Annotated in this window: 23 protein-coding genes, 1 pseudogene and 2 riboswitches; of the genes and pseudogenes, 12 read left to right on the top strand and 12 right to left on the bottom strand. The window is 36.6% G+C overall.

Annotated elements, in window-relative coordinates; translation table 11 throughout:
• Positions 1-51 precede the first annotated feature (51 nt).
• Positions 52-1071 carry an alpha/beta fold hydrolase gene (locus ABC346_RS04795; protein ID WP_413233781.1) on the top strand — a complete coding sequence of 340 codons (1020 nt, stop codon included), beginning with the start codon at positions 52-54 and terminating at the stop codon, positions 1069-1071.
• A 97-nt stretch (positions 1072-1168) separates the two neighbouring features.
• Here the strand turns inward: ABC346_RS04795 and ABC346_RS04800 are convergent, their stop codons facing one another.
• Positions 1169-1552, bottom strand: coding sequence for a RidA family protein (locus tag ABC346_RS04800; RefSeq protein ID WP_413236510.1), 384 nt, complete (start codon positions 1550-1552; stop codon positions 1169-1171).
• 102 nt (positions 1553-1654) lie between these two features.
• On the opposite strand from ABC346_RS04800, the gene ABC346_RS04805 reads away from it, so the two are divergent.
• The 4 genes from ABC346_RS04805 to ABC346_RS04820 all read left to right on the top strand — a co-directional run bounded on the left by ABC346_RS04805 (position 1655) and on the right by ABC346_RS04820 (position 6665).
• A complete protein-coding gene (locus ABC346_RS04805) occupies positions 1655-1993 on the top strand; it encodes a winged helix-turn-helix transcriptional regulator (protein ID WP_413233782.1) in 339 nt (112 codons plus the stop codon).
• 129 nt (positions 1994-2122) lie between these two features.
• Positions 2123-3076: an alpha/beta fold hydrolase gene (locus ABC346_RS04810; RefSeq protein WP_413233783.1), complete on the top strand. Its 954-nt coding sequence runs from the start codon at positions 2123-2125 to the stop codon at positions 3074-3076.
• 96 nt (positions 3077-3172) lie between these two features.
• Complete coding sequence (locus ABC346_RS04815) at positions 3173-4780, top strand: ATP-binding protein (RefSeq protein WP_413233784.1); 1608 nt, start codon at positions 3173-3175, stop codon at positions 4778-4780.
• Complete coding sequence (locus ABC346_RS04820; protein ID WP_413233785.1) at positions 4761-6665, top strand: AAA family ATPase; 1905 nt, start codon at positions 4761-4763, stop codon at positions 6663-6665. The genes ABC346_RS04815 and ABC346_RS04820 overlap by 20 nt, the downstream gene beginning before the upstream one ends.
• A gap of 196 nt (positions 6666-6861) precedes the next feature.
• On the opposite strand, the gene ABC346_RS04825 is transcribed toward ABC346_RS04820, so the two are convergent.
• Positions 6862-8040, bottom strand: coding sequence for an MFS transporter (locus ABC346_RS04825; protein WP_413233786.1), 1179 nt, complete (start codon positions 8038-8040; stop codon positions 6862-6864).
• Between the two features lie 71 nt (positions 8041-8111).
• A riboswitch (purine riboswitch) is annotated at positions 8112-8211 on the bottom strand.
• A gap of 1005 nt (positions 8212-9216) precedes the next feature.
• Between ABC346_RS04825 and ABC346_RS04830 the strand changes: the two genes are divergently transcribed.
• Entirely contained in the window at positions 9217-9648 is a 432-nt protein-coding gene (locus ABC346_RS04830; protein ID WP_413233787.1) for an SRPBCC family protein, read from the top strand.
• Positions 9649-10012: 364 nt separating this feature from the next.
• On the opposite strand, the gene ABC346_RS04835 is transcribed toward ABC346_RS04830, so the two are convergent.
• The 3 genes from ABC346_RS04835 to ABC346_RS04845 all read right to left on the bottom strand — a co-directional run bounded on the left by ABC346_RS04835 (position 10013) and on the right by ABC346_RS04845 (position 11162).
• Positions 10013-10342, bottom strand: coding sequence for a hypothetical protein (locus tag ABC346_RS04835; RefSeq protein ID WP_413233788.1), 330 nt, complete (start codon positions 10340-10342; stop codon positions 10013-10015).
• Between the two features lie 83 nt (positions 10343-10425).
• On the bottom strand, positions 10426-10854 hold the full coding sequence (locus ABC346_RS04840; RefSeq protein WP_413233789.1) for a competence protein ComK: 429 nt from the start codon (positions 10852-10854) through the stop codon (positions 10426-10428).
• Between the two features lie 29 nt (positions 10855-10883).
• A complete protein-coding gene (locus ABC346_RS04845; protein WP_413233790.1) occupies positions 10884-11162 on the bottom strand; it encodes a helix-turn-helix domain-containing protein in 279 nt (92 codons plus the stop codon).
• Between the two features lie 217 nt (positions 11163-11379).
• Between ABC346_RS04845 and ABC346_RS04850 the strand changes: the two genes are divergently transcribed.
• On the top strand, positions 11380-12480 hold the full coding sequence (locus tag ABC346_RS04850) for a type I restriction endonuclease (protein ID WP_413233791.1): 1101 nt from the start codon (positions 11380-11382) through the stop codon (positions 12478-12480).
• Positions 12481-12544: 64 nt separating this feature from the next.
• Here the strand turns inward: ABC346_RS04850 and ABC346_RS04855 are convergent, their stop codons facing one another.
• The gene (locus ABC346_RS04855; RefSeq protein WP_413233792.1) at positions 12545-14758 is read right to left on the bottom strand and encodes a glycoside hydrolase family 84 protein; all 2214 of its coding nucleotides are present in this window, start codon (positions 14756-14758) and stop codon (positions 12545-12547) included.
• Positions 14759-15202: 444 nt separating this feature from the next.
• Positions 15203-15322: riboswitch (SAM riboswitch) on the top strand.
• 26 nt (positions 15323-15348) lie between these two features.
• On the opposite strand from ABC346_RS04855, the gene ABC346_RS04860 reads away from it, so the two are divergent.
• The 5 genes from ABC346_RS04860 to ABC346_RS04880 all read left to right on the top strand — a co-directional run bounded on the left by ABC346_RS04860 (position 15349) and on the right by ABC346_RS04880 (position 19683).
• Positions 15349-16563 carry an iron-containing alcohol dehydrogenase family protein gene (locus ABC346_RS04860; RefSeq protein WP_413233793.1) on the top strand — a complete coding sequence of 405 codons (1215 nt, stop codon included), beginning with the start codon at positions 15349-15351 and terminating at the stop codon, positions 16561-16563.
• On the top strand, positions 16560-17381 hold the full coding sequence (locus ABC346_RS04865) for a MetQ/NlpA family ABC transporter substrate-binding protein (protein ID WP_413233794.1): 822 nt from the start codon (positions 16560-16562) through the stop codon (positions 17379-17381). The genes ABC346_RS04860 and ABC346_RS04865 overlap by 4 nt, the downstream gene beginning before the upstream one ends.
• A gap of 40 nt (positions 17382-17421) precedes the next feature.
• On the top strand, positions 17422-18459 hold the full coding sequence (locus ABC346_RS04870; protein ID WP_413233795.1) for a methionine ABC transporter ATP-binding protein: 1038 nt from the start codon (positions 17422-17424) through the stop codon (positions 18457-18459).
• The gene (locus ABC346_RS04875; RefSeq protein ID WP_413233796.1) at positions 18434-19105 is read left to right on the top strand and encodes a methionine ABC transporter permease; all 672 of its coding nucleotides are present in this window, start codon (positions 18434-18436) and stop codon (positions 19103-19105) included. Before ABC346_RS04870 ends, ABC346_RS04875 begins: the two co-directional genes overlap by 26 nt.
• Positions 19106-19320: 215 nt before the next feature.
• A complete protein-coding gene (locus ABC346_RS04880) occupies positions 19321-19683 on the top strand; it encodes a YybH family protein (protein ID WP_413233797.1) in 363 nt (120 codons plus the stop codon).
• 371 nt (positions 19684-20054) lie between these two features.
• Here ABC346_RS04880 and ABC346_RS04885 read toward each other — a convergent pair.
• The 6 genes and pseudogenes from ABC346_RS04885 to ABC346_RS04910 form a co-directional block, all read right to left on the bottom strand.
• A pseudogene (locus ABC346_RS04885) lies at positions 20055-20135 on the bottom strand (VOC family protein); the annotation flags it as partial.
• A 27-nt stretch (positions 20136-20162) separates the two neighbouring features.
• Positions 20163-21005, bottom strand: a complete 843-nt coding sequence (locus ABC346_RS04890) for an AraC family transcriptional regulator (RefSeq protein WP_413233798.1) — start codon at positions 21003-21005, stop codon at positions 20163-20165.
• Positions 21006-21134: 129 nt separating this feature from the next.
• On the bottom strand, positions 21135-21674 hold the full coding sequence (locus tag ABC346_RS04895; RefSeq protein WP_413233799.1) for an alpha/beta fold hydrolase: 540 nt from the start codon (positions 21672-21674) through the stop codon (positions 21135-21137).
• Positions 21675-21685: 11 nt separating this feature from the next.
• Positions 21686-22138 carry a DinB family protein gene (locus tag ABC346_RS04900; RefSeq protein ID WP_413233800.1) on the bottom strand — a complete coding sequence of 151 codons (453 nt, stop codon included), beginning with the start codon at positions 22136-22138 and terminating at the stop codon, positions 21686-21688.
• Positions 22139-22322: 184 nt separating this feature from the next.
• Positions 22323-23456 carry a hypothetical protein gene (locus tag ABC346_RS04905; RefSeq protein ID WP_413233801.1) on the bottom strand — a complete coding sequence of 378 codons (1134 nt, stop codon included), beginning with the start codon at positions 23454-23456 and terminating at the stop codon, positions 22323-22325.
• 124 nt (positions 23457-23580) lie between these two features.
• Entirely contained in the window at positions 23581-24072 is a 492-nt protein-coding gene (locus ABC346_RS04910) for a GNAT family N-acetyltransferase (RefSeq protein WP_413233802.1), read from the bottom strand.
• Between the last annotated feature and the right edge of the window lie 29 nt (positions 24073-24101).

Raw genomic sequence — 24101 nt, forward strand, 5'->3', positions numbered from 1 at the left:
ACTAAATACAAGAAGTAAATGATGCTTAATTTTGAAGGGGATGACAATTCAATGGATTATGAAATTTTTAAATTGGGTGACGTCAGATTGTTATCAGGAGTGACATTGCCGAATGCAATTCTAGCTTATAAAACGTATGGAAGCTTAAATGAAAAAAAGGACAATGTGATCGTCTATCCAACCGCTTTTGGTGATCAACATGTTCAGAATGAATGGTTAATTGGAAAGGGTATGGCATTAGATCCAGAAAAATATTTTATTATAGTTCCTAATTTACTTGGAAACGGTTTGTCGTCGTCTCCGAGTAATACGCCATCCCCGTTTGACAAAGCCAACTTTCCACAGATTACTATCTATGAAAATGTGACATTTCAGCATCGATTGTTGACCGAGAAATTTGGTATTCAAAAAGTCGCGCTCGTCGTCGGATGGTCCATGGGCGGCATTCAATCATTTCAATGGGGAGCGAGCTATCCAAATATGGTAGAACGAATTGCTCCGTTTGCAGGCAGTGCCAAGACCTGGCCTCATACATTTGTAGTGCTGGACGGGATGAAAGCGACACTCTTAGCCACCAAAGGACTCGATGCAAATAAACTGGACCAGCTAACTTCGGCGGATATGCGGGCGGTTGGCTATGTGTATGCAGGATGGGGCGTATCACAGTCATTTTATCGAGAAGAACTTTATCGTGATATGGGTTATAACTCATTAGTAGATTTTGTCGCTGGCGTCTGGGAAGCTAGCTTTATGAAAATGAACCCGCATGACGTCCTCGCTATGTTGTGGACAGGACAACATGCAGATATTAGCTCAGACCCAACCTATAACGGCGATTTCGATCAGGCACTTCAAGGCATTAAAGCCCATGCCTACATTATGCCGGGGAGCACGGATCTCTTTTGTACGGTAGAGGATAATCGTTATGAAGCAGAACGGATGCCCCATGCAGCCCTTCGCCCCATTCAGTCAATTTGGGGACATTTTGCTGGGCGAGGTATTAATCATGCGGATAATAGATTTATTGATGATAGCCTTAGAAACTTGTTGGCACTTGATGTGGATGGATAGATTCCAACGATTGTTATCCCTCTTTCGAAAATGAAAATAAATAAAAAGTATCCTGTAGACATTATATACAGTCTGCAGGATACTTTTGTTTGGAGATTCAGTCCGTATGTGCCACAGCACTTATTTCAACTAGTTGCTCTGCAGACGCCAAGAAGGTGACACCGAGGAGACTTCCTGCTGGGCGATGATTCCCCATATATTCTTTGAACATAGGAATGACTTGCGCGCCATGTTCTTCTGCATTGGTTAAATAGATTTCTACATAAGCGAGATTGGACTTAGTGACCCCAAATTCTGCTAAGACACGATCGAGATTTTCAAGCGTTTGCTTCGTTTGTTCTTCAATATTTCCAGCTCCAATAAATTCCCCGTTGCTATCATGTGAAAATTGCCCAGAAATGTAGATGGTGCCATTTACACTGTATCCTTGAGATATTCCGTGATCCCATAAATCGTGGTTGTACGTTTTAATCATGGTGATTCTCTCCTTTACTTGAGATTAAGCTAAGTATAAAATGAATACAATCGAATAAACAGTACGCACTTTAAGGATAGGTACTATCAGAAAGGATAGTGATCACACATGAGCATGGCGGATTATGAAGGACGGGGAGATGTAAAAGAAACGCCTTTTGGCTACACATTATCGGTAATTGGCGGCAAGTGGAAAATGCTAATCCTTTACTTGCTGGCAGAAGGAAAACCCGCTCGTTTCAATGAAATAAAAAGAAGAATAGGTACGATTACATTCAAGGTATTAAGCGCCCAGTTGAAAGAATTGGAAGCAGACGGAATGATCATAAGAAAAGAGTACCCACAAGTTCCACCAAAGGTAGAATACAGTCTTACAGAAAAAGCGGAATCTTTATTACCTGCGTTGGAGCAGTTATGTGATTGGGGCGAAAAGCATCAGACTAGTTAGTTTGATAGGAAACGATAAAATTTACATCAAATGTAGCAATAGTTTGTTAGTTTTGATTGCGAAGATAATAGGAATATAGAAATACAAATAAGAGTGTATAAGAATCTAATCAATCTAGGGGGAGATTAGTTGAATACAACAGATAAAAACGTCCATGTAACGAAAGAGTATATAGATACAGCCGGGCATAAGAGCGGGATGTTTATCGAGTCTACGGATTTTAATAATCCGGTTCTATTGTTTGTGCATGGTGGTCCTGGATTTCCGCAATATGCAAATGTGAAACAAGAAGGGCTAGCGTGGGCGAATCATTTTACCGTGTGTTACTGGGAACAAAGAGGTACGGGCATGTCGTATAATGCGTCTACCCAAGGGGAGATCACATTAGAGAGAATCGTAGCTGATGGTCTAGTAATAGTAAATCATTTAAAACGGAAATTTAATCAAGACAAAATTTACTTGTGCGGACACTCTTGGGGGTCATTGGTTGCCAGTATCATGGCAAGTCGACGACCGGAACAATTCAAAGCGTATATTGGTATCGGACAGCTGGGAAGACATTATGAATCGAATAGGGATACGTATGATTTCTTACTGGAGACAGCGATTGAACGAACCGATGAAAAAGCAGAAAAACATATTCGTTCGGTCAAATTCAATAAAGAGTACTATAAGAGTCAGGAGTATCGCAAATTACTAGGAAGATATCTTAATAAATATGGCGGCGGCACAAAACGAGAGGGATATTCCAGCTGGCAAGGGGTGAAAGACATCATTGCTTGCAAGCAGTATTCGTGGAATGATCGTCTGAATATACTAAAGGGAATGTTCGCGAGTTACAATGCGTTAGGCGAAACATTGGCTAATGCAGATGCGGCAGAAATGGCACCTTCTTTTGACGTTCCTGTATATATTGTGCATGGCGTGTATGATTATCAAACCTCCTATAAGGAAGCGAAGCGATTTTACGAAAGGATTGAAGCTCCATCGAAACAGATGTATACATTTGAGCATTCGGCGCATTCTCCGTTTGTAGAAGAGCAGGAGCGGTTTATGGAAGTGTTGGTGGAAGTACTTAATTAAAAAAACTTTAATGTGTAGATTTAAATGACGATGATATAAGTAGAAACAAGATTAGGAGGTAAAAAGTCATACTTAAATAAAAGGAGGAGGTTAAGAATGGTTTTTAGAATACCTAAACAAGCCTTTGGAAAAGTTCGAAGTGTAGATGGAAGTAGCATACTTGCAAAAGCTGAAATACTACAAACTTCAAATCCTGACTTAAATGTGGAAGTGGGGGCTTTTGTGAATTGTGGAGGAATGCATGGTGATACAATTTGTTCAATAAACAGGGTAACAATTGATGAAAATAAAGCAAACGAAGAAATAAAACTAGTAGAACTTTCTGTAGTTGGGAGTATAGATGTGTATGGGGAATTTTCTAGGGGGGTAGAACAATTACCTACTATTGCATGTGATGTTTATTTACTTAACGGAGAACAAGTTAATAGAATTATGGGCATAGATAGCCATAATAAAAAATTTTTTAAAGTTGGTAAACGTTCTATAAGTGGAGCTGGTGATGTATATATTGACCTAGATAAAATGCTTGGACGTCATACAGCAATTCTTGGGACTACAGGTAGTGGTAAAAGTAGTACAGTTTCAACTATTTTACAGTCAATTTTGAGAGATTACCCTTATCCCCGGGTTTTAGTTTTTGATATACATAATGAATATACACATGCATTTGAAGGAGAACCATGGATAGAAAAAGTCAACTCAATTAAGTGGGAAGATTTTTCATTACCATATTGGTTTTTTGATTTGGAGGAATTTATATCTATATATTATCCAAGTGCAGGATCGACACAAAAAATGGTTATAAAGACTTTTATCGAAGATTTAAAAAGAGCACAGGTCCCTGAAGAAGAGAAGGGAAAAATCTCTGTAGATAGTCCAGTTTTCTTTAATATAAATGATTTAATTTTAAAAGTGAAAAAGAGAGAAGAAGCAGAGACAACACAAAGTAAAAAGGATCCATGGAATAAATTATTGTTGAAGATAAATAGTATAAATGAAGATACCCGATATTCTTTCTTGAGAAGAGATATCGATATAGAGATAAGTCTAGCTGCATATTTTGATAAAATGCTAGGATTAATGGAAACGAATCCAACCTATATAACATTGTTAGATTTAAGCGGTCTCCCTGCTGAAGTAAGGTCGGTATGTGTAGGAATTTTAAGTAGACTTTGTTTTGACTTTAGATATTGGGATATGGACCCGGAGAATCTCCCTCTAGCATTAGTTTTAGAAGAAGCACATTCTTATATACCAGAAGAATCTTCATCAGATTATACTTTATGTTTACAGAGAATAGAAAAGGTTGCAAAAGAAGGAAGGAAATATGGATTGAGTTTAGTAGTGGTAACACAAAGGCCTTCTAATGTTTCTCCTACTGTATTGTCTCAATGCGGTACATTTATAGTTTTACGCTTAACAAGTGATATAGATCAAAATAAAGTGAAAAGAATATTACCTGATACTATAGGGAGTCAATCTAACATTTTCCCTAGCTTAAGAGATAGAGAAGCGTTAGTAACAGGTGATGCAGTATTATTACCAGGTAAAGTATTATTTGACCAGCCGTCTCCATGGCCAAGAAGTAATGATGTACAGTTTCATAAAGCATGGAGTGGAGGTATTCCTAAAGGGTATGATACTAGTGAAATAATTAAAGGTTGGATACAAAGAAGAAAGGTCAATGGATATGAAACTAAGTGATATTTACTTAAAGGGATGGCGTTCTTTTGATGCAGAACAAGGCATAAAGATTGTTAATCTAAAAAGAATAAATCTATTTATTGGTCCAAATAATTCAGGTAAATCCAACCTTTTCAAATATTTGTTTTATTTAAAAGAAAAGGTTCTTTCTAATGTTACAAGTGATATGGTCGATTATACAAATTATGATTTAATAAATAACTTGGATTACAATATTCCAAAAAGAGATACTTGGGCTGACAATAATGAAGATATAGTATGTGATTTGTTTTTTAGTATAGACCAAGAAGACACTTGGTTCTCTGAAAAACCTCTCTTAACTCAAGAAAGGGAAAACATACATCTAAAATCTCAACATAAAGTCAAGAGCAGTAAAGCTTCTTTATCAGTCATGTATAACGATCAAATACCATTACTTGAGAGTTATACTGATAAACCAAAGATATACAGTTCAACAGATGATCAATATATTGATATTCGTTCTAGTATGCCATACTTATCTGACACACTTAAATTATGGTATAAAACTTTAAGTAGTATGGTTTTTATTGATCCAATAAGACACTATAGTCGAGAAGCTTCTGCTATGAAAGAATCAGATTTCGATGGTAGCAATATCATAAATAATATCATTAATTTGCATAATGATAAAGATAGAGCGACCGAGTTTAGACAATACAGAGAACTAATTGAAGAGTGTTTAATAGATATTTTGGGAGAAAATGAGTTAGAACTTGATGTCACTAAGGATGAAGTAAGGTTTTTTATTGAGAGAGGTTCAAAAAAAATTTGTGCTTATTTAGAACAACTCGGTACTGGAGTTTCACAGTTTTTTATGATTCTCTCTTATTTATATATTAATAAAGATAGAGACTTAAATATCTTTATGGAAGAACCAGAAAGCAATTTACATCCTGATGGGTTAGTAAAATTATTAGATATTATAAAGGTAAAGTTCCCTAATCATACATTTTTTATATCTACTCATTCTTCTATATTAATAGATCAAATAGATGACGATTGGAGTCTACATCAAGTCCATCGAAAGAACAGTTCACCTTCCGTTATATCATCGTGTAATACTGTAATTCAGAAGCATTCTCTTCTGGATGATTTAGGCATTAGAGCCTCCCAGTTGTTACAAAGTAATATGATTATATGGGTTGAAGGACCAAGTGATAGAGTATATTTGAAAAAATGGATACAGGATTTATGTTCAGGACCACATAAATTAAGGGAAGGTAAGCATTATAGTTTTGTAATATATGGGGGTTCGAACTTATCAAATTATGATATTTTTAACCCTGCTGAGCGTATAGATATGATTCATTTAGGTAGGAATGCAGTAATAATATGTGATTCAGATAAAACCCAAGAAAATGATGAATTAAAAACACGAGTTAAAAATATTGGTGACAGAATTGACCAAGTAAATGAACTAAGAGAAAGAAATCCAACACAGAACCATCATAGTTTAAAACTATGGGTTACACAAGGAAGAGAGATAGAAAACTATATCCCTCAGGAACTTCTACTTTCGATTTTATCGAGTAAGGATTTTGTTAAAAGGTATATTATGGTAGAAGATGATAAAGGAAAAAAGAAAAGGGAAAATATTATTATGGATGTTGAACCGACTGATTCTTTTGGGGAATTTGATTCCTTTGATGAATTTGTTGCTAGTTTGTATAGAAGAGAAGATGGTACTTTGTTAAATGATCAAGAATACACTAAACTGGCTAGCAGTATAGCTAAAGATAAAAATATAATAGCTATTAAAATGTGTGAAGAGTGGAGTGTTCTACATTATAATCAACTTGATATTAAAGAAAAGGTTGAAGAAATAATTAAATTAATTTATTTATCAAATGGTTTGAATTTTTAACGATTTTAAGATACAAAAAAATCTATTAGTAAAGAACATATAATGGAAAGTTAATCAAGGATACGATATCGTTTTTATAAAACTCATAAACAATGTTATTCTCCTTAAAGATAGAAATAACTCTCTCTAACTTTAAGGAGAATTTGTATCGGACGGTTATGTTTACGATGTACAAAAATGTATAGACCACTTTATATCAATTACTTATAACCACAACCGCCTCATCTTCACCCTTTTTCTTCCGAGTTAAAGAAAAGACAGCAAACAACAACGATACAATTACTAGCGCGCAACCGAAGTAAGCCGCATTAGTAACGGTTCCTGTCTGGTTTAATACGAGTCCGCCAGTTGCTGATCCGATTGAAATACCGATTTGCAATGCCGAGTTGTTGAAGCTTTGCTGAATGTCGGATGTTTCTGGATCGGTATCAATTAAATAGCTTTGTTGTGGTGGAGATAGGCTCCAGCTTAGTGCTCCCCAAACCATCATCACTGGGATGAATAGAACAAGAGAGAAGGTCGTGAATGGCAATAAGAATAACATCGCAGCAAACGTCGTGATGACGAATAGGATACTTTTCTTCGGTCCGATCGAATCTGATAAGAATCCTCCGAATGCTCCTCCGCTTACGGCTGCAATTCCAAATAATAGATAACAAATACTTACCCAATACGCATTCATATTGAGTTCTGTTTCTAAAAATGGTGTAAAGTACGCATATAGCGTATAGTGTCCCGCCAGCATAAATACGGTTGCTAGATGGGCACTGCCAATTTTTAAGCTAGCTACCGCTTTTAACTGTTGTTTAAGCGGGACTGTCTTCCCTCCTGGGATTTTCTCCAAAAAGATGGAAATAAGCACAAAAGAAATCACAGATAAAATCGCGATGCCAAGGAAAATCACGCGCCAACCGAAGTTATCGGAAATGAGAATTCCAAGTGGCACACCCATAACAAGCGATGAACTAATTCCCATATAGATAAGGCCAAGCGCCTTTGCTCGGTGTTCCGGTGCAACAATCTTCGCAGCAATCGTTAACGATAGTACAACAATCAGAGCCGTACTCATTGCACTTATGACCCTTGCAATCATCATAAATGTAAAATCAGGGCTGAAATACGTCATGATATTACTGACGAAGAAGACACTTAAGGAGATTAGATATACTTTTTTACGTTCGAATTTGCTCGTAAGAACAAGTAATACTGGACCGGAGATGGCATAAATAAGTGCGAACACGGTAATAAGTTGTCCGGCAGAACTAATAGAGGTATTTAAATCCTCTGCAATCGTAGGGAGTATTCCTCCAACAATCAGTTCCACCAGTCCAACGGCAACCGTGGATAATGCTAATATAAATACTTTTATATTCATATTCTGTTTATCGTCCTTTCTGATAAAAATAATAATTTCTACTAGAAAACAAAAAAATCCTGATTACAAAAAATGATCGACTCATTTTCTGTAATCAGGATTTTATGGTTCCTGGTAGAGACCCCCAAGCCATATTCTTGAGGTTATACAGTGTGCTATTAGATTTTAATGAACACTTGAATAGTTTACTAGGTTTTTGGGGAGTTTTCAAGTGGGAGATATTTCTAATAATTTAGGAAGATACTCCATTTAATTGAACATTCTCCATGACGCATGCAGGAGTATTCACAGGATGGTTTCGAGATACATGGTTCCGTCATTCCTATCCTCGGTTGTAAAGTTAGGATTGTCCGCTAGATAATTCCCTGTATTTCATGCTCCAAAGCGTTTATAACAGAACTTGTCGAGCGGCCCCCGATTGTTTAAGATGTGCTATTTAGTAAAAGCTTAACTTTATATTAAACTATGATACAATAAAAAATAATAGATTGGCTTCGCATGAGGGGTTTGGTAGCACTGTCGATCTGCCGTTAGTCTTAATTAGACTTCCAGGGAGGGAGGTGTTTGCCTATGGACATTGTTAGTGCGCTAACGCTCATGATATCCTTCGGGATGTTAATAGCGTTCATCGTTTCTGATAATAACCATAAAAAATAATCCCTCATGCACTTTAGCCGGTATGTGAGGGATTATTTTCCTAAGCTACCTACCCCTCTTGTCGGGGTTCAGTCTATTGTGACCGTTCCATGTATCAGCATGGGCGGTCTTTATTATATTATGCACTTTTAATCTTTCTATGTTAATTATAGCACGAAATCAATGCTTATACACATCTTTTTACTTCTTTACTTCTCCAACATCATTTTTAAACCAGTATCAGACACAATTTCCTATAAATTCTTACATCATTACCTATAAAAAAGGCTTTCTTATTCATTTATCGCTCCCGGTTGCCGAAGACTGGCTTTTAAATAAAGATTGATCATTTTAAATAAAGTTCGATCATTTGGGATGAGTGAGGATATTTGTAAAATACTGACACTGACTTAATGTGAAAAAGGAAGGCAATAGCTACAGGGAGGTTATCCGAAAAATAGCAATCGATAAGACCAAATTATCTGTAATGAGGTAAAATAAAAGTGGATTTGAAATTCTTCAAATGAAGGAGAATGAGATATGGCGAATATTGAGCATCTACAAAGTGTGAATGTTCCAGCGGAGCTAGTGTACGAAACATTGACTACTGAGAAAGGCCTTTCGGAAATATGGACAAGTGAATTAAAAGTTAATAATCATATAGGTTTTATAAATGAGTTCCGATTTGGTGAAAATGACTTAACAAAGATGAGAATTGATGAGCTTGTTACCGATAAAAAAATTGTGTGGCAATGTGTTGATTCTGGAGATGCAGAATGGATAGGTACGACTATTTCTTTTGATATCGAGGAAAATAATGGGAAGACATCAATCACATTTCGGCAGATGAATTGGAAGGATGTTACCACATGTTATCGCATTTGTAATTATAATTGGGCTATTTTTCTGTATAGCCTTAAACAGTATTGCGAAGAAGAAGTAGGTATGCCTTATCAAAAACGAAAGTTCTAGTTATCATTGAAAGGCAGAGGATAGTAATTCTAAGGTTCAGGCATTCTCCCAAAGAGTACAAAAGTAAGGATAATAACTTGCAAGAAAAGGTCTCCTCCATTAAGGACACTAATGATTAACCTGACACGGATTGAGGGTCAGCAATTAACAGATTTGATGTTTAAATACGATGTTGGAACGACAAATGAAGAATTATTTGTTACCAAAAGACTTAATATTGATTTTTGAAGAATAACTCTTAAAACTATTTTATCCAGAGACGAGACTTTCAAAGCAAAAGCCGGTGAATTTTACACGTAGTAAAATATTACCGGCTTTACAATTTTATTTGAGAAGTATGAGATTTATCTATTTAACTATAAAGTTACATCAAAAACGAAAACGGCTCCCTAGGTGGTGCACTCGGATTCATGAGGAGTATCATATCTAAGGCACTGATATTTGGTAGATTATCGATAAATTGATACATCTGTGACTCTGTTTGAAATTGAAATGCCTCTAATTGCTGAATTGGCTCAAACTTACCTTTTGAATCGTTATAGAACAAGCGATACAGGTGTAATATATAAGCATCGGTCTGTTCAGATAAACCAAGGATTCCTAGATTCTTTTTTATCTCTGAGAAAAAGGTAATCTCTACTTTTCTATCCTGTAATAGTTCTGCTGGAATGGCGATATTATTTTCATTTTTCATCTTCTCACTCCTCTTTTCTAGTACTATTGTCTCTCTTTATATGAAATTGCGCAATAAATAATAAGAAATTTCTGACTAAATTATTATTTGTGTAAACTGTAGTAACAAGCTAAACTCCTTGTCATTTGCTGTTTTAAAAACGAGGCAGGTATGCTAATAGGGAGTTGGATTCCATTACGGAATGTGATAATCGATTTTCTTTGGTCATGAGTAGTTTGCGGTTGAATGGATTGAACATGATGATAGAAGATCCAGCTACACTCATTATTCGTAGTAGCACGGGTGGGGAAAGCAATAATTTGTTGGGCGACGCTGATGACAATAGGTACTTTTTGTTTGAAACCAGTATGATAATAAGTGGCAGCTTTTCTGCCTTCATAAGTGGAATAATGATATAAACAACCTTCTTTAATGAGTTGAAGAGGGGTTTTCTTATGCTCTATTGATTTTCGTTGCTCGAGAATAATAGAAGAAACATCAGGTCTATATGCAGGGTAAATAGCCATAGTCATAGAAGAAATACCATTAAAAGTAGATGAAGTTATTCTAAATCCTCTTCTTCTAGTGATTGTTGTTTCTCTAATTGGTTCTCGAGTTCTTGTAATTCATGAAAGAGCTGGTTCATATCTATATCAGTTGCTTTCCAAAATCCATACATGGTTGATATTAAAGGTGTTTTCTCTCCTCTTTCTACTTTTCCGATGTGTTTGTCATCAGAATCACTAATTTCCGCTACTTGTTCCTGTGTTAATCCTTTTTCTTCTCTAGCGTTTCGCATTCGTATTCCCATTGTTTTACGTAATTCTTCATTAAATCGCAAGTATAATCTTCCTTTTTTAAGAAAAATTATCCTGTTCAGCAAAGGGAAAGAACACGTCCCGCAAGACCCTATTTAAGAATGAAAGAATAAAAAGGAATATTGAACTTTAAAAGATAAGTAGTTATTAAATTATTTATAAATTATGATTTTACAGATTATTTATATTTGTTATAATTTTACTATAATATATTTTTTATAGGAAAAAAGGAGGGGTTATATGGATAGTTTTATTCAACAAATTAAGACACTCTCAAGTAGAATTGAAAGGATTAAAGATAACATTCAAACAGAGGAAGCAACGAAAACTTCATTAATTATGCCTTTAATACAAGCGCTAGGTTATGATGTTTTTAATCCTGAAGAATTTGTACCTGAATTTATAGCGGATGTTGGCATTAAAAAAGGGGAAAAAATTGATTATGCAATAATGGAACATGGAAATCCGGTAATTTTAATTGAAGCTAAAAGTGTCCACGAAAAATTACATAAGCATGATTCACAGTTATTTCGATATTTCGGGACCACTAAAGCAAAGTTTGCTATATTAACGAATGGAATTGAATATAAGTTCTATACTGACTTAGAGGAATCGAATAAGATGGATGAAAAGCCATTTTTTATATTTAATTTACTAGAAATAAGAGAGAATCATTTTTTAGAATTAGCTAAATTCAGGAAGAATTTTTTTGATGTAGAAAATGTATTAACGACTGCATCTGATTTAAAGTATTCTAATGAAATCAAGAATTTCTTGACGCAACAATGGGAAGAACCTAGCGAAGAATTTATAAAGTTTGTCTTAAATGATGTATACCAAGGGGTAAAGACAAAAAAAGTGATTGATAATTTTAGAGATATTGTAAAAAAGTCACTTAATCAATTTGTTAATGAAAAAGTTAATGATAAGCTACAAAAGGCATTAAGTTCAACGGATGGAAATGATGCTAGCTTGGCCGAAAAAGTAGATGTGGAGGTTGCTTCATCGACTGAAGCAGAGGTAATTGAGGAACTTGAAAAAGTAGCAGATGAACCCATTGTTGTTACGACAGAAGAAGAGATTGAAGGTTATGTTTTAATTAAATTAATGCTTCAAGAGAATATAGAGGCCAATAGAGTCTACTACCGAGATAATAAGAGTTACTTTAATGTGCTTTTAGATGATAATATACGTAAATGGATATGTAGATTAGGTTTTAATACAAATAATAAATATATTCAATTGAATGATGAATTAAAAACCACACATAAATTAAAAAGTGTAAATGATATACTTTTATACAAGGAAGAGATTGTGAGTGTTGCTAAGCAATATCAATAATCCTTGATCAATAAAGGTAGTAGCTCAATCGGCCACTACCTCTTTGTTCTTCATAAACACATGCCTAATTTATCCACTTTTCGATTAACACATCAGCTAGTTCCGTTAATTGGGCTGCTGCTTGTTGATCGATTTTTCCTTCTTCTAGGAATGTGTCTACTAATCTTTTAAAGGATTCCATGTGTTTTATCGCTTTGTTGTAGGATTCTTCTTTTACATAATGTTCGATGGAAGTCAGGTGGGTTTGCAATAAACGTACGTCTTCTCCTTGTTCAATTTTCCCTATTTCAGCATATTGATCGACGAATGCTTTCATCACCCCTACATCCATCAATTCTTTTGCTTTTTGGATAACATAGTCTTCTATATCATCTGTAAATGGTTGTAGCTTTTTACCGGCAGGTTTAGCGTAGACGGTATCTTCTTCACCCAACATTGGGCGTTCATGACTCAAGCTCTGATCTCGTAAAACCGTACCAGATATATAGTGTTCCTTCGCGCTTTCTATATCCTCATTCTCTAAGTCTTGATAAAATTGGATATACTCGATGTTTGCTAGAACCATATCTTGAAGTGAGTGGACAAATGGCTCGAGTTCCTCTTTCAATGCTTCGTTTTTGGATTCTCCTAAAAATTCGTCTCCTGCCGCTGCAATGAGACTCAGTTCATCTAGTAGTTCAGGTGCAACATCTCCAAGCGGTTGATCGTTATCGATGCGAGACAATGTTTCTTCTAGTAAGTGTTTGATATGTTCGCTTTCATTTGCTTCCAGTCCATTCTGCGGCTCTGCATGCGCCATATGTTGGGTTAGCGTATGGAACGCATCTGTTGCGTCTGGTTCAATATACTTCATGCTGTCTTCCCAGCTAGTTGGAGCATCAAAGGATTCTGTGTTCCATGCATAGTCCGCAACGGCAAAAATCGCAACCTTTGAGGCCTGAGCTTCTTGCATTGGGTTGGTTACTACTCCTGCAAGATTTTCTATACCGGGTTCCAGCATGTCTCCTTTTCCAAGGAACACACGAGTCATATCAATGTCATTCACCGGCCAATTTAGCCAAAAAAGTGGATCGCGACGTACCACACCATTATTATCACGATGTTTAAAGCGGTCGATGGTATATTGCTCGACCGGAGCGACGGTATTTTCCCCCGTCCAAAGAATGTGGATGTTCTCGTCAAAGGCTTCTTCGAGTCTATTTAATTCTTCTCCGCCATCCCAAGCCCAAGCAGAATTATAGGCTGCAGGCGTATACAGTGTATCCCTCACATCACCTTTTTGCTCAGCCCATTCTGAAACAGAATTCATCAGTTCAGCGACATAATCTAATGGCAGCGAACCAACATCGTCACCTAAAACGCCAAACTGTCGCACACCTACGTCGTATAATTGATCGAATTTCGTAAGCATTTTTTCTGTGTTTTCATCGAGTAATGCCATGGCAGCTTCTTCGCCTTCTTCACGGGCAATTTCAGCAACTTCGCCAAGCGGGGAGATGGTCCAAACAAATTGCGTTTTACTCTCACGCCCAACTTCTGCCAATTCGCCAATCTCTTCTAACATATCTTCAGGATAGGGTTCTTCCCATTGTTCCCTATGATATGGATCGTCTTTCGGAGCGAAGACATAGGAATTCGCCTTGAATTGTCCACCGAATTCCATCAAAGATTTACGATCATCATTACTCCAGGGTATGCCGTAATAACCTTCGATAAATCCTCTCACTTTCGTATTCGCATAATCGTTAATTTCTAAGTGTTTAATTTGATTATCAGAACGCTGGTTGAGAATTTTTTCGAGCGAGGCAATCCCATAAAATGCAGCATCGGTATCTTTTCCAATCACTGTGATCGTATTATGGTCAATTCTCAATTGATAAGCATCGATTTGCTCAAAGTCCATATTATTCGAATTAAGTGTATCCTCCGCATTCTTTGCTGCTGGCCCACCAGATTCTACGGTTCCGACAAAAAGAGTAATGGTATCTTCGGAAGGTTCATCTGTGATTTCCGGTATGGGCAGGTTATTGGTGGCGAATATTTCGGTTACTTTTTTCTTTGTGGCATCATCAATCGTGTCATCATAAACAACTTGAATATCCTTGTTGAGGGTTAGCTCACCTTCCATGTATTCGACACTCTGGGGCGTTGGGTAAAATTCGTATTCTACTTCCGTGTTTTTACTTTCCGCGTTTATGTGTGAGGAGAACGGTTCTATTGTAAAACTAAACAGTAACATAGCGATAATAGGTGAATACCATAACAGTTGTTTTTTCATTTTCTTTATTCCCTTCTTTTTTGTATTAGTCGTACAAGTTCAAAAAGGCGTAAAGGATCGAAAAATTAGATTTGAATGGCTTTCCTGCTTCTCCTGGTTTATTTCTTAGAATTGTTGCGGAGAATACACCTCCCGAGGTTTAGAAGCGATGATCCTATTTGTTAAAATGTAATAGGATTATCTGTGACTTCACTAGTTTTTGTAGAACACGTCCCCCAATGGCTGAATCCGATTCCCGCTATAATAAAGCGCTCTCATTTATATATGAGTCTATCTTAAAAGTTATAATTTCCTATGTCAATATATTTACTGAATTTTAAGAAAATATACTCAGTATAAGAATAGTAGTTTTTTGCTGCCCGTTTACTCAAAAAACCCAAATCCCTTATTGACAATTAATAAAAACCGTAATAGTATGATAATTAAAATTAAATACGCTAATATCTCTTATTGAGAGTGGCTGAGGGACTGGCCCTGTGACGCCCGGCAACCGTTCATTTTATTTCCAATGTTGAAAAGGTGCTAAATCCTGCAAAATACGGATGGTATTTTGAGAAATAAGAGAGGTGATGAATGACTTATATATTGTTATGTTATGCCTCTCGAATTCAAATCGGGAGGCATTTTTAGTTTCCCAAAAAATTCACAACATGAGAAAAGAGGAAGGGTTTATGTCTACATCGATTGTAAAAGGAGCTCCTGGTCATTATCGGATTGGTTCTGATGTCTTAGAGGAAATTCCTGTACTCCTTGAAGAACTGTCCGTTGAGCATATACAAGTTATCGCAGGGAAGAAATCATGGCAGGCGGCAAAGCCGTATTTACCTTTATCGATAGTGAATCAAGTAGAAGCGCATATCATCTTTATTGACGGTCATACCACGGTTGAAAAAGCAGAGGAAATAGCAGAACAGCTTCATCAAGATTCTATTGAAGCGGTGATTGGTATTGGTGGCGGGACTGCGCTGGATATTACGAAGGCTGCAGCTGTGAAAGCAGATGTTAAATCAATTTTAATCCCGACAATTGCTGCTACTTGTGCTGCATGGACGCCACTCAGTGTCTTTTATGACAATGAAGGAGCATTTACACATTACACGGATTTACCGTTAGCAACGACGCTTGTTTTAGTAGAACCGGCGATTATTGCCCAGGCTCCTATCGAATACTTAAGAGCGGGGATAGGCGACACGCTGGCAAAGTTTTATGAAGCGGATGCTTTGATCGAGAGTTTTTATCCGAATGAAGAAGCGCCTGTGCCGGTGAAAGTTTCGCAATTCTCCGCAGGTATTTGTCGAGATGTATTACTGAAGGACGGAAAAGCTGCACTGGATGCTGTCAGCGATAAACAAGTAACACCTGCATTCATCCGCGTTATAGAAGCAATTATCATCACGGGCGGAATGGTAGGCGGATTTGGTGATAAAGCAGGGAGAATTGCAGGAGCGCATTCACTGCATAATGGATTAACGGAAGCAAGCGAGGCAAAAGACTTCTTGCACGGAGAGCTTGTGGCATACGGAATCCTTGGCCAGCTAGCATTCGAAAACAAAGTGGATGAGCTTTTGCGTTTACTTGATTTTTACGATCAATGGAAATTGCCGTCTAGTTTACAGGGTATCGGAATTGATATAACCAATGAGGAGCTCATGGAGAAAATCATTCAGAAAGTAATTCTGCCGCAAGAGTCGATTCATTTTATGAATAAAGAAGTTACAGCGGAATCATTAGCAGATGCGTTACAGCAAGTAGAGAAATATAATCAAGCCTATTACACGGAAAAAAGAGGAGAGAAAACATCATGAAAAAAGGATTATTAACAGCGATCGTATGTTTAGCAATAGCATTTTTGGTTGCGTGTGGCAGTGAAGATTCTAGCGGGGCAAGTGAAGGATTGTATGATGATGAAAAATTAGTTATCGGGGTTACGGCAGGACCACATGAAGAGATTCTTGGAAAAGTAACGGAACTAGCCGAAGAGGAAGGCATCGAAATCGAGTCAAAGGTGTTCACGGATTATGTAATGCCAAACGTTGCTTTGGATGAAGGGGAGATTGATTTAAATATCTTCCAAACGGAACCTTATTTTAATGCTATTAAAGAAGATAGAAACCTAGATTTAGTGAAATCTTTTGATACGGTTACTTTCCCGATGGGGATTTATTCATTAGACGTTGGTGATGTGTCTGAATTGCCAGAGGGAGCAACGATTGGACTGCCTAGTGACCCTACCAATAGCGGTCGTGCACTTTTACTATTTGAACAAGCTGGTTTAATTGAGTTGGATCCGGAGACAGGAATTAATTCTACTGTTCGTGATATTGAAAAGAATAACGGCAACTATGAATTTGTGGAACTAGATCCTGCACAGATTGCACGTCAGTTAGAGGAATTGGATGCAGCTGCGATTAATACAAATTTTGCTATCGAAGCTGGATTTACCCCTACGGAAGACTCTATTTTTATTGAGCCGAAAGATTCTCCTTACATTAATCATGCTGCGGTGAGGGCAGAAAATGAAGACGATGAAATCATCCAGAAACTAGCAGATATTTATCGCAGTGAAGAAGTCAAAACATTCATCGAAGAGGAATTTGGTGGATCGCTCATTCCTTCTTGGTAAGAGAGTAAGGAAATGAGCGCAACGGAAGGAGCATAAACAAATGATTGAATTAACGAACATCACAAAGACTTTTTCAGGAAAACAAGGAGATATTCAGGCATTGAAAAATGTTTCTGTATCCGTTGAAAAAGGGGAAATCTATGGGGTTATCGGCTATAGTGGTGCAGGGAAGAGTACATTGATTCGTTGTGTAAATTTACTGGAACAGCCTGACAAAGGATCGGTCAAAGTGAATGATGTAGAATTAACCACGTTGAAATCAGGAAAACTCCGGGAAACCAGAAGTCATATCGGAATGATTTTTCAGGGGTTCAATCTATTAAAAACAGCAACGGTCTACGAGAATATCGCGATTCCGCTGAAACTAACTGGCCTCGATAAACAGGCAGTAAAGGACCGCGTACAGAAATACTTGGATATCGTTGGCTTAGCCGACAAGCATGATGCATACCCGTCAGAGCTCTCCGGTGGGCAAAAGCAACGAGTGGCTATTGCGCGGGCATTGTCTCATGAGCCAGAAGTTCTGTTAAGTGATGAAGCGACAAGTGCACTCGATCCAGATACAACGGAAGCGATTTTAGATCTATTGTTACGAATCAATAAGGAACTCGGGATTACGATCTTGCTCATTACGCATGAGATGAATGTCATCCAGCGAATTTGCGATCGGGTCGCAGTCATGGAAAATGGCGAAGTGATTGAGGAAGGCAATACCAAAGATATTTTTATCTCACCACAGCAACGGACAACGAAGCGTTTTGTGAATAGTTTATTCTCGCATGATATTCCGGATGATTTAATCGATCGCTTGAGTGAGAATGGGCAAGTAGCCAAATTATCGTTCTTCGGCGAATCATCAGGAGATCCGGCACTTGCGCTCGTAACGAAAAAGTATGATATCTATCCAAACATCTTGTCCGGCAGTATTACACGAATTAAGGAAGAAGCATTCGGTCAGCTGCTTGTTCACTTCAAAGGAGAACAAGCGGAGATAAATGATGCATTCCAGTTTTTACAAGATCAACAAGTACATGTGGAAGGAGTGACGTTCGATGGAGAAAATCAACGCGTTTCTTGATGCATGGGGTTCAGATTTATGGACGTCGACGATTCAAACATTTCAGATGGTCGGTATTTCTCTTGCTATTTCCGTCTTGATTGGGTTACCGCTGGGAATTCTGCTTGTTTTAACGAGACCGGGGAAAGCGCTCAGTAATAAGTTCGTCTATAATGTGCTGAATATCGTGATCAATATTATTCGTTCGGTGCCGTTTATTATTCTATTATTCTTCATTCTCCCTTTTACAAAATTCATTGTCGGAACGTCAATTGGAGTCAAAGGGGTTATCGTACCATTAGTCGTTTATACGGCTCCTTATATCGCTCGGTTAATGGAGTCTGCCTTACTGGAAGTAAACCGCGGTGTCATTGAAGCATATGAAGCGATGGGGATTAAGACGAGACATATCGTCTGGCATGTACTTGTACGGGAATCTCGCTCTGCTATTGTACTTGGATTAACAATTGCGATTATTGGACTAATCGGAGCATCTGCCATGGCGGGCTTAGTTGGCGGTGGAGGCCTCGGTGACCTCGCATATCGATATGGTCACTTACGATATGAAGTAGATGTGATGTACGTAACCGTTATTCTGCTGATTATTTTAGTACAAGGATTACAATCACTCGGCAATTACTTTGCTGCACGATTGAAAAAAGATTAATATAATTTGACTCAACATACCTCTTTTTGGACGCTCATTTCGATTAAGAATGAGAGAACCAAAAGGAGGTGTTTTTTGGTATGGGTCAGAAAGAAAGTATAAATATGTTAATCGTATATTTTCGTATCTCGGTGTTCACCTCGGTAGAATTGGAGGTGTAGGGTGAAGTTGGTAGGAGAAATGGTATACTATGACTAAAGGAGAGGTGATGAGCAATGGGATATATTGAAGCGCTAGATAAATATATTGAAGCCACTAACTCACATGATTTTAATAATGTAAAAGCAGTACTACACCCTCAAGCATTATACTGGTTTACTGATCAAAATTGTATTTCCAATGAACAAATCGGTAGCTACTTTATGAATTCCTGGAATACTATTAAAGAAGAAGTTTACTCTGCTACAGACGTCCAATGGATTGCTGCTAGTGATCAAGTCGCTACTTGTATTTATACATATCATTACGAAGGATATTACCTTGGAGAGTTTGTATCTGGTAGTGGGAGGGCGACTAATGTTTTTACATTGCATGATGGTGAGTGGAGATTAATACATGAACATTTAAGTAGGTTATAAGGAAAACATTATCAAGTGCAATGGTAGAACAATAGATAAAGGAAACATGGATTCATCTATTGAATATGAGTTTACATTTTTATTAGCAATTGTATTGTTGAAACTATTTAAGAAATAAGAAAGGACAAGGTGATTAATTGAGGACCGATCAAATTTTAATGTTTATTATTTTGCTAATGTTTATATCAACTTCCATAAATATAAATTTATTTAACGGTAGTTGGAATGGTATCTTACTATTCTTTTTAAGTTTACTAGTTGTTGTGGCTTTATTTTTCTTTTCAATTGAACAACAAAGGAGAAAGAAAAGAAAAAAAGAATAGCAGCCAACGTTTTTGTAGGCCGCTATTCTTTTCTTTGTGTTACTAATTAATAACCCCAAAATACTTTTCTAAAAACTCGCGAGAAGCTGAAACATCAGTCATTGTCAGATTTAAATGATTTAGTTTCATCATTCTCACACCTTTTCTTGTAGTTACCTATCTCTTTTTCACAGGAATCCAGATTTCATTTGCCGATAAATCTTTTGGATCATTCAAATCGCGGATAAATTCGATTGATTCAGCTAGTTCATAACCTGACGAAGGTAACCACTCCGCATAAATTCGCTCCCAGGTCTTCAACATAGTTTCAGGCTGTGGACCTGAAGTTTTGAAAATAACCCAAGTCACTGCCGGAATCTCTAACGTCGTAAACTCTTGTGGAGCATCCTTTGTTGTTGCAACCGAAATATAATAATCCCGGCTGTTGGCTGTAATATTTGCACTCACATGCAGAATCTCTGGGAAATCCGTATTTGATAAGGATTTCAGCTTGTTTAGAAGGTCATCATTCTCAAGTTCATTCCAAATCTCAGGATAAAATTCGCCGTCCGTTGTGTCTACTGTCTCCTTGATTCCAACAATTTTGAAAGCTTTCTTTATCACAAAGTGAAAATTCATCTCGCCACCGCCTTTGATTGTTAATTGGAAGGTCATTGGCGGATACGCTTTTAGAAGATTGCCGTTTTCCTTTGCCATTGAGGGAGTTATTCCGTGTAAACTTTGAAAGGATCTCGAAAAAGAATCTGGTGAACTATATCTGTATTTCACAGCCAGATCAATTACTTTAACATCATTGGACTGCAGTTCCATCGCGGCCAAAGTAAGACGTCTATTCCGAATATACTCCGCTAAGCCAATTCCAGCTAAGAAAGAAAACAATCGATTGAATTGATGTTCCGAACAACACGCAATTCTCGCCACTAACTGAAAGTCTATTTCATCGTCAAGATTGGCCTCAATATAGGCTAACGCTTTGTTCATGTTTTGAATCGAATCCACCTCAATGACCTCCCATCTATCTCATTTTAGCAAGTAGAGAAATCCGATCCCGACAAAATTTGAACCATTTTTGCAGGGGTATTATTTTGTGGATGTTTGCCCCCAGTCCTTGACCTCTCATAATAGGTACTACGCCAAAATAAAATAATCTTCCTTCATCTTCTGTCCGATTCCGATGATCGCTTTAATTTCCTCTGGATAATTATTAGCAAAATACATTGTATAAATGCCAGAAATTGAATGAGGCATTAATATGTATGGTCCATCTATGTTAGCGGTTTTTAGAGCCATTCTTATTTCCTCTACTATGTTTTCCACTGTTTGTTCCTTGTCGGTTATTTCACTCCATCCGTATCCAAACGGTTCTATCACTACTACCTTATTATTCTTTGATAGTTCATTTACCAAAGGTTCAAAATCCAATGTGGGTGCTGCAGTTCCAAGACCACTTAATAAAACTATCGTATGCTCGCCATCACCCCTTAAATAAATGTGCATGTTTTCATCACTAACCTCCACTAATTCACCAACTGGTGGGTACTGTTTTTGTTCATATGCCATCATTATGTTGCTAAAAAGTATCCAAATAAGAAATGCCACTACTATAGCTAAAAAAATATTCCGTAGAACTATCATAGGTCTAAATTTCTTATTTTTATTTATCTTCATATTTTAAGTTCCTACTTTTTTATTAAAATTTGATTGTGAATATGGTGTTCCATATGCACAATATAATCTTGAATAAGCCAATCAAGTGTCTTATGTTGATTATTCCCTATATCACAAAGGTTGGATAGTTTTTCGTCGGGAATATTTTGAACGATAGTAACAATTTGTTTATTTAATGTCTGGAAAAGGGTTACTATTTCATCTACTGGTCTATCTTGATAATTCTGAAGCATTACCCATTGGTCTTGATTATACGATTGAATAACATATACTTGTTCTTCATATTGAATTTTTATAAACCTCTCAATATTATTTATGGCAGAATCACATAAATGCCCTAGAATTTCTTTTTTAGACCATTTATGAGGTAATGGTCGATTAGAAATATCTTTTTCAAACATAGAATCGTACTCTTCTGGTAATTTTTCTATCCAATAATTTATTCTTTCAACTACTTTTTGCATAAGTTAGTCCTCCTAAATTTCGTATGAATACCAATAGATTAAAACCTAAAAACATTAACCGACTTTCCTTTATTTAGGTGTTTATATATTCGGGGAAACACATAGTCAATACATAAACACTAGAATGAATGCACTAATCTACTATTTGGTCACAAGGACACAATATTAATTTGCAGGTGTTTTATTAACTGGCATTTTTTTGTCTATTAATCGCCCTCTCTTTCTTTCTCTTATCCCTCCAATCAAATAATTTCAATAGGTAAAATCCAATAAGTATGATGATGATAATAGTCATCGAGTAGCCCTTTACAGCTGATGGAAAGTCGGGGTGGGTTACAGGTGCAATTATGGTACCTAGCCATATTCCAGCCCCGAGAATTAACATATCTATAATTGGCTCATACCACTTAACTTTTGTCTTATAAATGTAGATGGCGAATGTAGCCATGACAGTAAAACACCCTGCCATAAATACACCTGAATCATCACTAAATATACCTGCTTCCATGTCCCATGTAGGGAACCAGAAATAAATCATGATTATTTGCAGGAAAGTAAGAAGTAAAATTAAGTAAAAGCCTTTTTTTCGATTGGTGATTGTTTTTTGTTCCAAAACCTTTTTTTGAGAATCTGTAAACAAAATATTGTCGATACCTTCAGCTTCAGTCCCAGGCCTGAATAAAAGGGAACCCTCATATGGATGTTTGGGCACTGATTCTATTCCAGCAGTAGTGTGAGGTGTTGCGCTTAAAGCCATGTCGGTGTGATATATCGTCACATTATTGGACTGAAGTATGTCAATCCAAGCATTAGTTGTCGCAAGATCGAGATGAGTAAAAGAAAGAACTTTATCCTGATCGTTCGAATTCTTGCCAAAGAACATAAATTTTGCTGCCCTATGGGGAATAAGCCGAGCGGTCCACTCGCCTAGTCGATACTTATGTCTTGGGATAAGTTTGTAATCCATCCCTATTAATACATATTCCATCTGATCATAAGTCAAAAATACTTCACTTTCTTCATTTTTCTTTTTATCTTTAAAATACGCATAATATCCTTTCTGTCTTAATTCTATTTTGAAAACATAATCGAGGTATTTTCGAAGGTTTTTATAGCAAAACCAGCCTAGACAAATAAACAAAATACCTGCGATAAAAAACACGCTTGTGTACTGATTCGCCATTGATAATACCGCTAAGGTGATAAATCCAAGTCCAATGATAGAAAAAACGGATATAAGACCGATGTGAAAACCAATTGCCCACTTTGAAAGTTGATTTGTGAGCTTTCTATCATTCTTTGTTTGCATTTCTATCATATTATTAGTACCTCTTTTCTATTCGCATACCATTCTTTATTATATTCGTGCTGAGAAAATTGAATTTCTTCTGTTTATCTCATATTAATTGTGTTAATGAATCTGTATATCGTGCGGCGCTCTATTAAATTTTAAATGTTTGAATGAAACATGGATCACCATCAATTATGTCTTGTCTTTCTTCATAATGAATATTGCATTCACCATATACTTTTTTCCAGAATGAAACGGCGCTCTTATTTTCAATAAGTTCAATTACAAAATACTTTCCCTGTCTTTCTTTAAATATTTTTTTAATGACTTGCTTTCCAATTCCTTTCCCTCTGTATTTATTAAGTATAAAAATATCATTTACTCCCAAGTCGTATTCTTTTTTTAGAAAAGGTCGCTCTAAGAGTAATATAAAACCTATAATACTATCATCTAATTGTATAAAATATGGAGAAAGCCCATCTACTTCCCAAAACTTTTCCAAATCTTCGAATTCAAAAAAACCATTTGCTCCAATTTCTATCATGGGAGTGAAGTTTGAGAGGTCATGAAGATACAAGGAGTAAAGATTCTTTAAAATAGTTTTTTCCGTTTGTAATACCTCTTTAAGTGTCACAGCAGACATATACAAATGCCCCTTTTAATTATTTTCTT

Origin of the sequence: Oceanobacillus phoenicis, from assembly GCF_047238145.1 — a bacterium.
GTDB lineage: Bacteria > Bacillota > Bacilli > Bacillales > Amphibacillaceae > Oceanobacillus.

What these genes read in the sequence shown, in the direction of transcription:
- ABC346_RS04835 (WP_413233788.1), bottom strand. Translation starts at nt 10,342, where the DNA reads ATGAAAAATGAAAATAATATCGCCATTCCAGCAGAACTATTACAGGAT.
- ABC346_RS04795 (WP_413233781.1), top strand. Translation starts at nt 52, where the DNA reads ATGGATTATGAAATTTTTAAATTGGGTGACGTCAGATTGTTATCAGGA.
- ABC346_RS04815 (WP_413233784.1), top strand. Translation starts at nt 3,173, where the DNA reads ATGGTTTTTAGAATACCTAAACAAGCCTTTGGAAAAGTTCGAAGTGTA.
- ABC346_RS04910 (WP_413233802.1), bottom strand. Translation starts at nt 24,072, where the DNA reads ATGTCTGCTGTGACACTTAAAGAGGTATTACAAACGGAAAAAACTATT.
- ABC346_RS04850 (WP_413233791.1), top strand. Translation starts at nt 11,380, where the DNA reads ATGGATAGTTTTATTCAACAAATTAAGACACTCTCAAGTAGAATTGAA.
- ABC346_RS04895 (WP_413233799.1), bottom strand. Translation starts at nt 21,674, where the DNA reads ATGAAGATAAATAAAAATAAGAAATTTAGACCTATGATAGTTCTACGG.
- ABC346_RS04875 (WP_413233796.1), top strand. Translation starts at nt 18,434, where the DNA reads ATGGAGAAAATCAACGCGTTTCTTGATGCATGGGGTTCAGATTTATGG.
- ABC346_RS04865 (WP_413233794.1), top strand. Translation starts at nt 16,560, where the DNA reads ATGAAAAAAGGATTATTAACAGCGATCGTATGTTTAGCAATAGCATTT.
- ABC346_RS04805 (WP_413233782.1), top strand. Translation starts at nt 1,655, where the DNA reads ATGAGCATGGCGGATTATGAAGGACGGGGAGATGTAAAAGAAACGCCT.
- ABC346_RS04830 (WP_413233787.1), top strand. Translation starts at nt 9,217, where the DNA reads ATGGCGAATATTGAGCATCTACAAAGTGTGAATGTTCCAGCGGAGCTA.
- ABC346_RS04905 (WP_413233801.1), bottom strand. Translation starts at nt 23,456, where the DNA reads ATGATAGAAATGCAAACAAAGAATGATAGAAAGCTCACAAATCAACTT.
- ABC346_RS04860 (WP_413233793.1), top strand. Translation starts at nt 15,349, where the DNA reads ATGTTATGCCTCTCGAATTCAAATCGGGAGGCATTTTTAGTTTCCCAA.
- ABC346_RS04870 (WP_413233795.1), top strand. Translation starts at nt 17,422, where the DNA reads ATGATTGAATTAACGAACATCACAAAGACTTTTTCAGGAAAACAAGGA.
- ABC346_RS04900 (WP_413233800.1), bottom strand. Translation starts at nt 22,138, where the DNA reads ATGCAAAAAGTAGTTGAAAGAATAAATTATTGGATAGAAAAATTACCA.
- ABC346_RS04825 (WP_413233786.1), bottom strand. Translation starts at nt 8,040, where the DNA reads ATGAATATAAAAGTATTTATATTAGCATTATCCACGGTTGCCGTTGGA.
- ABC346_RS04880 (WP_413233797.1), top strand. Translation starts at nt 19,321, where the DNA reads ATGGGATATATTGAAGCGCTAGATAAATATATTGAAGCCACTAACTCA.
- ABC346_RS04820 (WP_413233785.1), top strand. Translation starts at nt 4,761, where the DNA reads ATGGATATGAAACTAAGTGATATTTACTTAAAGGGATGGCGTTCTTTT.
- ABC346_RS04840 (WP_413233789.1), bottom strand. Translation starts at nt 10,854, where the DNA reads ATGACTATGGCTATTTACCCTGCATATAGACCTGATGTTTCTTCTATT.
- ABC346_RS04855 (WP_413233792.1), bottom strand. Translation starts at nt 14,758, where the DNA reads ATGAAAAAACAACTGTTATGGTATTCACCTATTATCGCTATGTTACTG.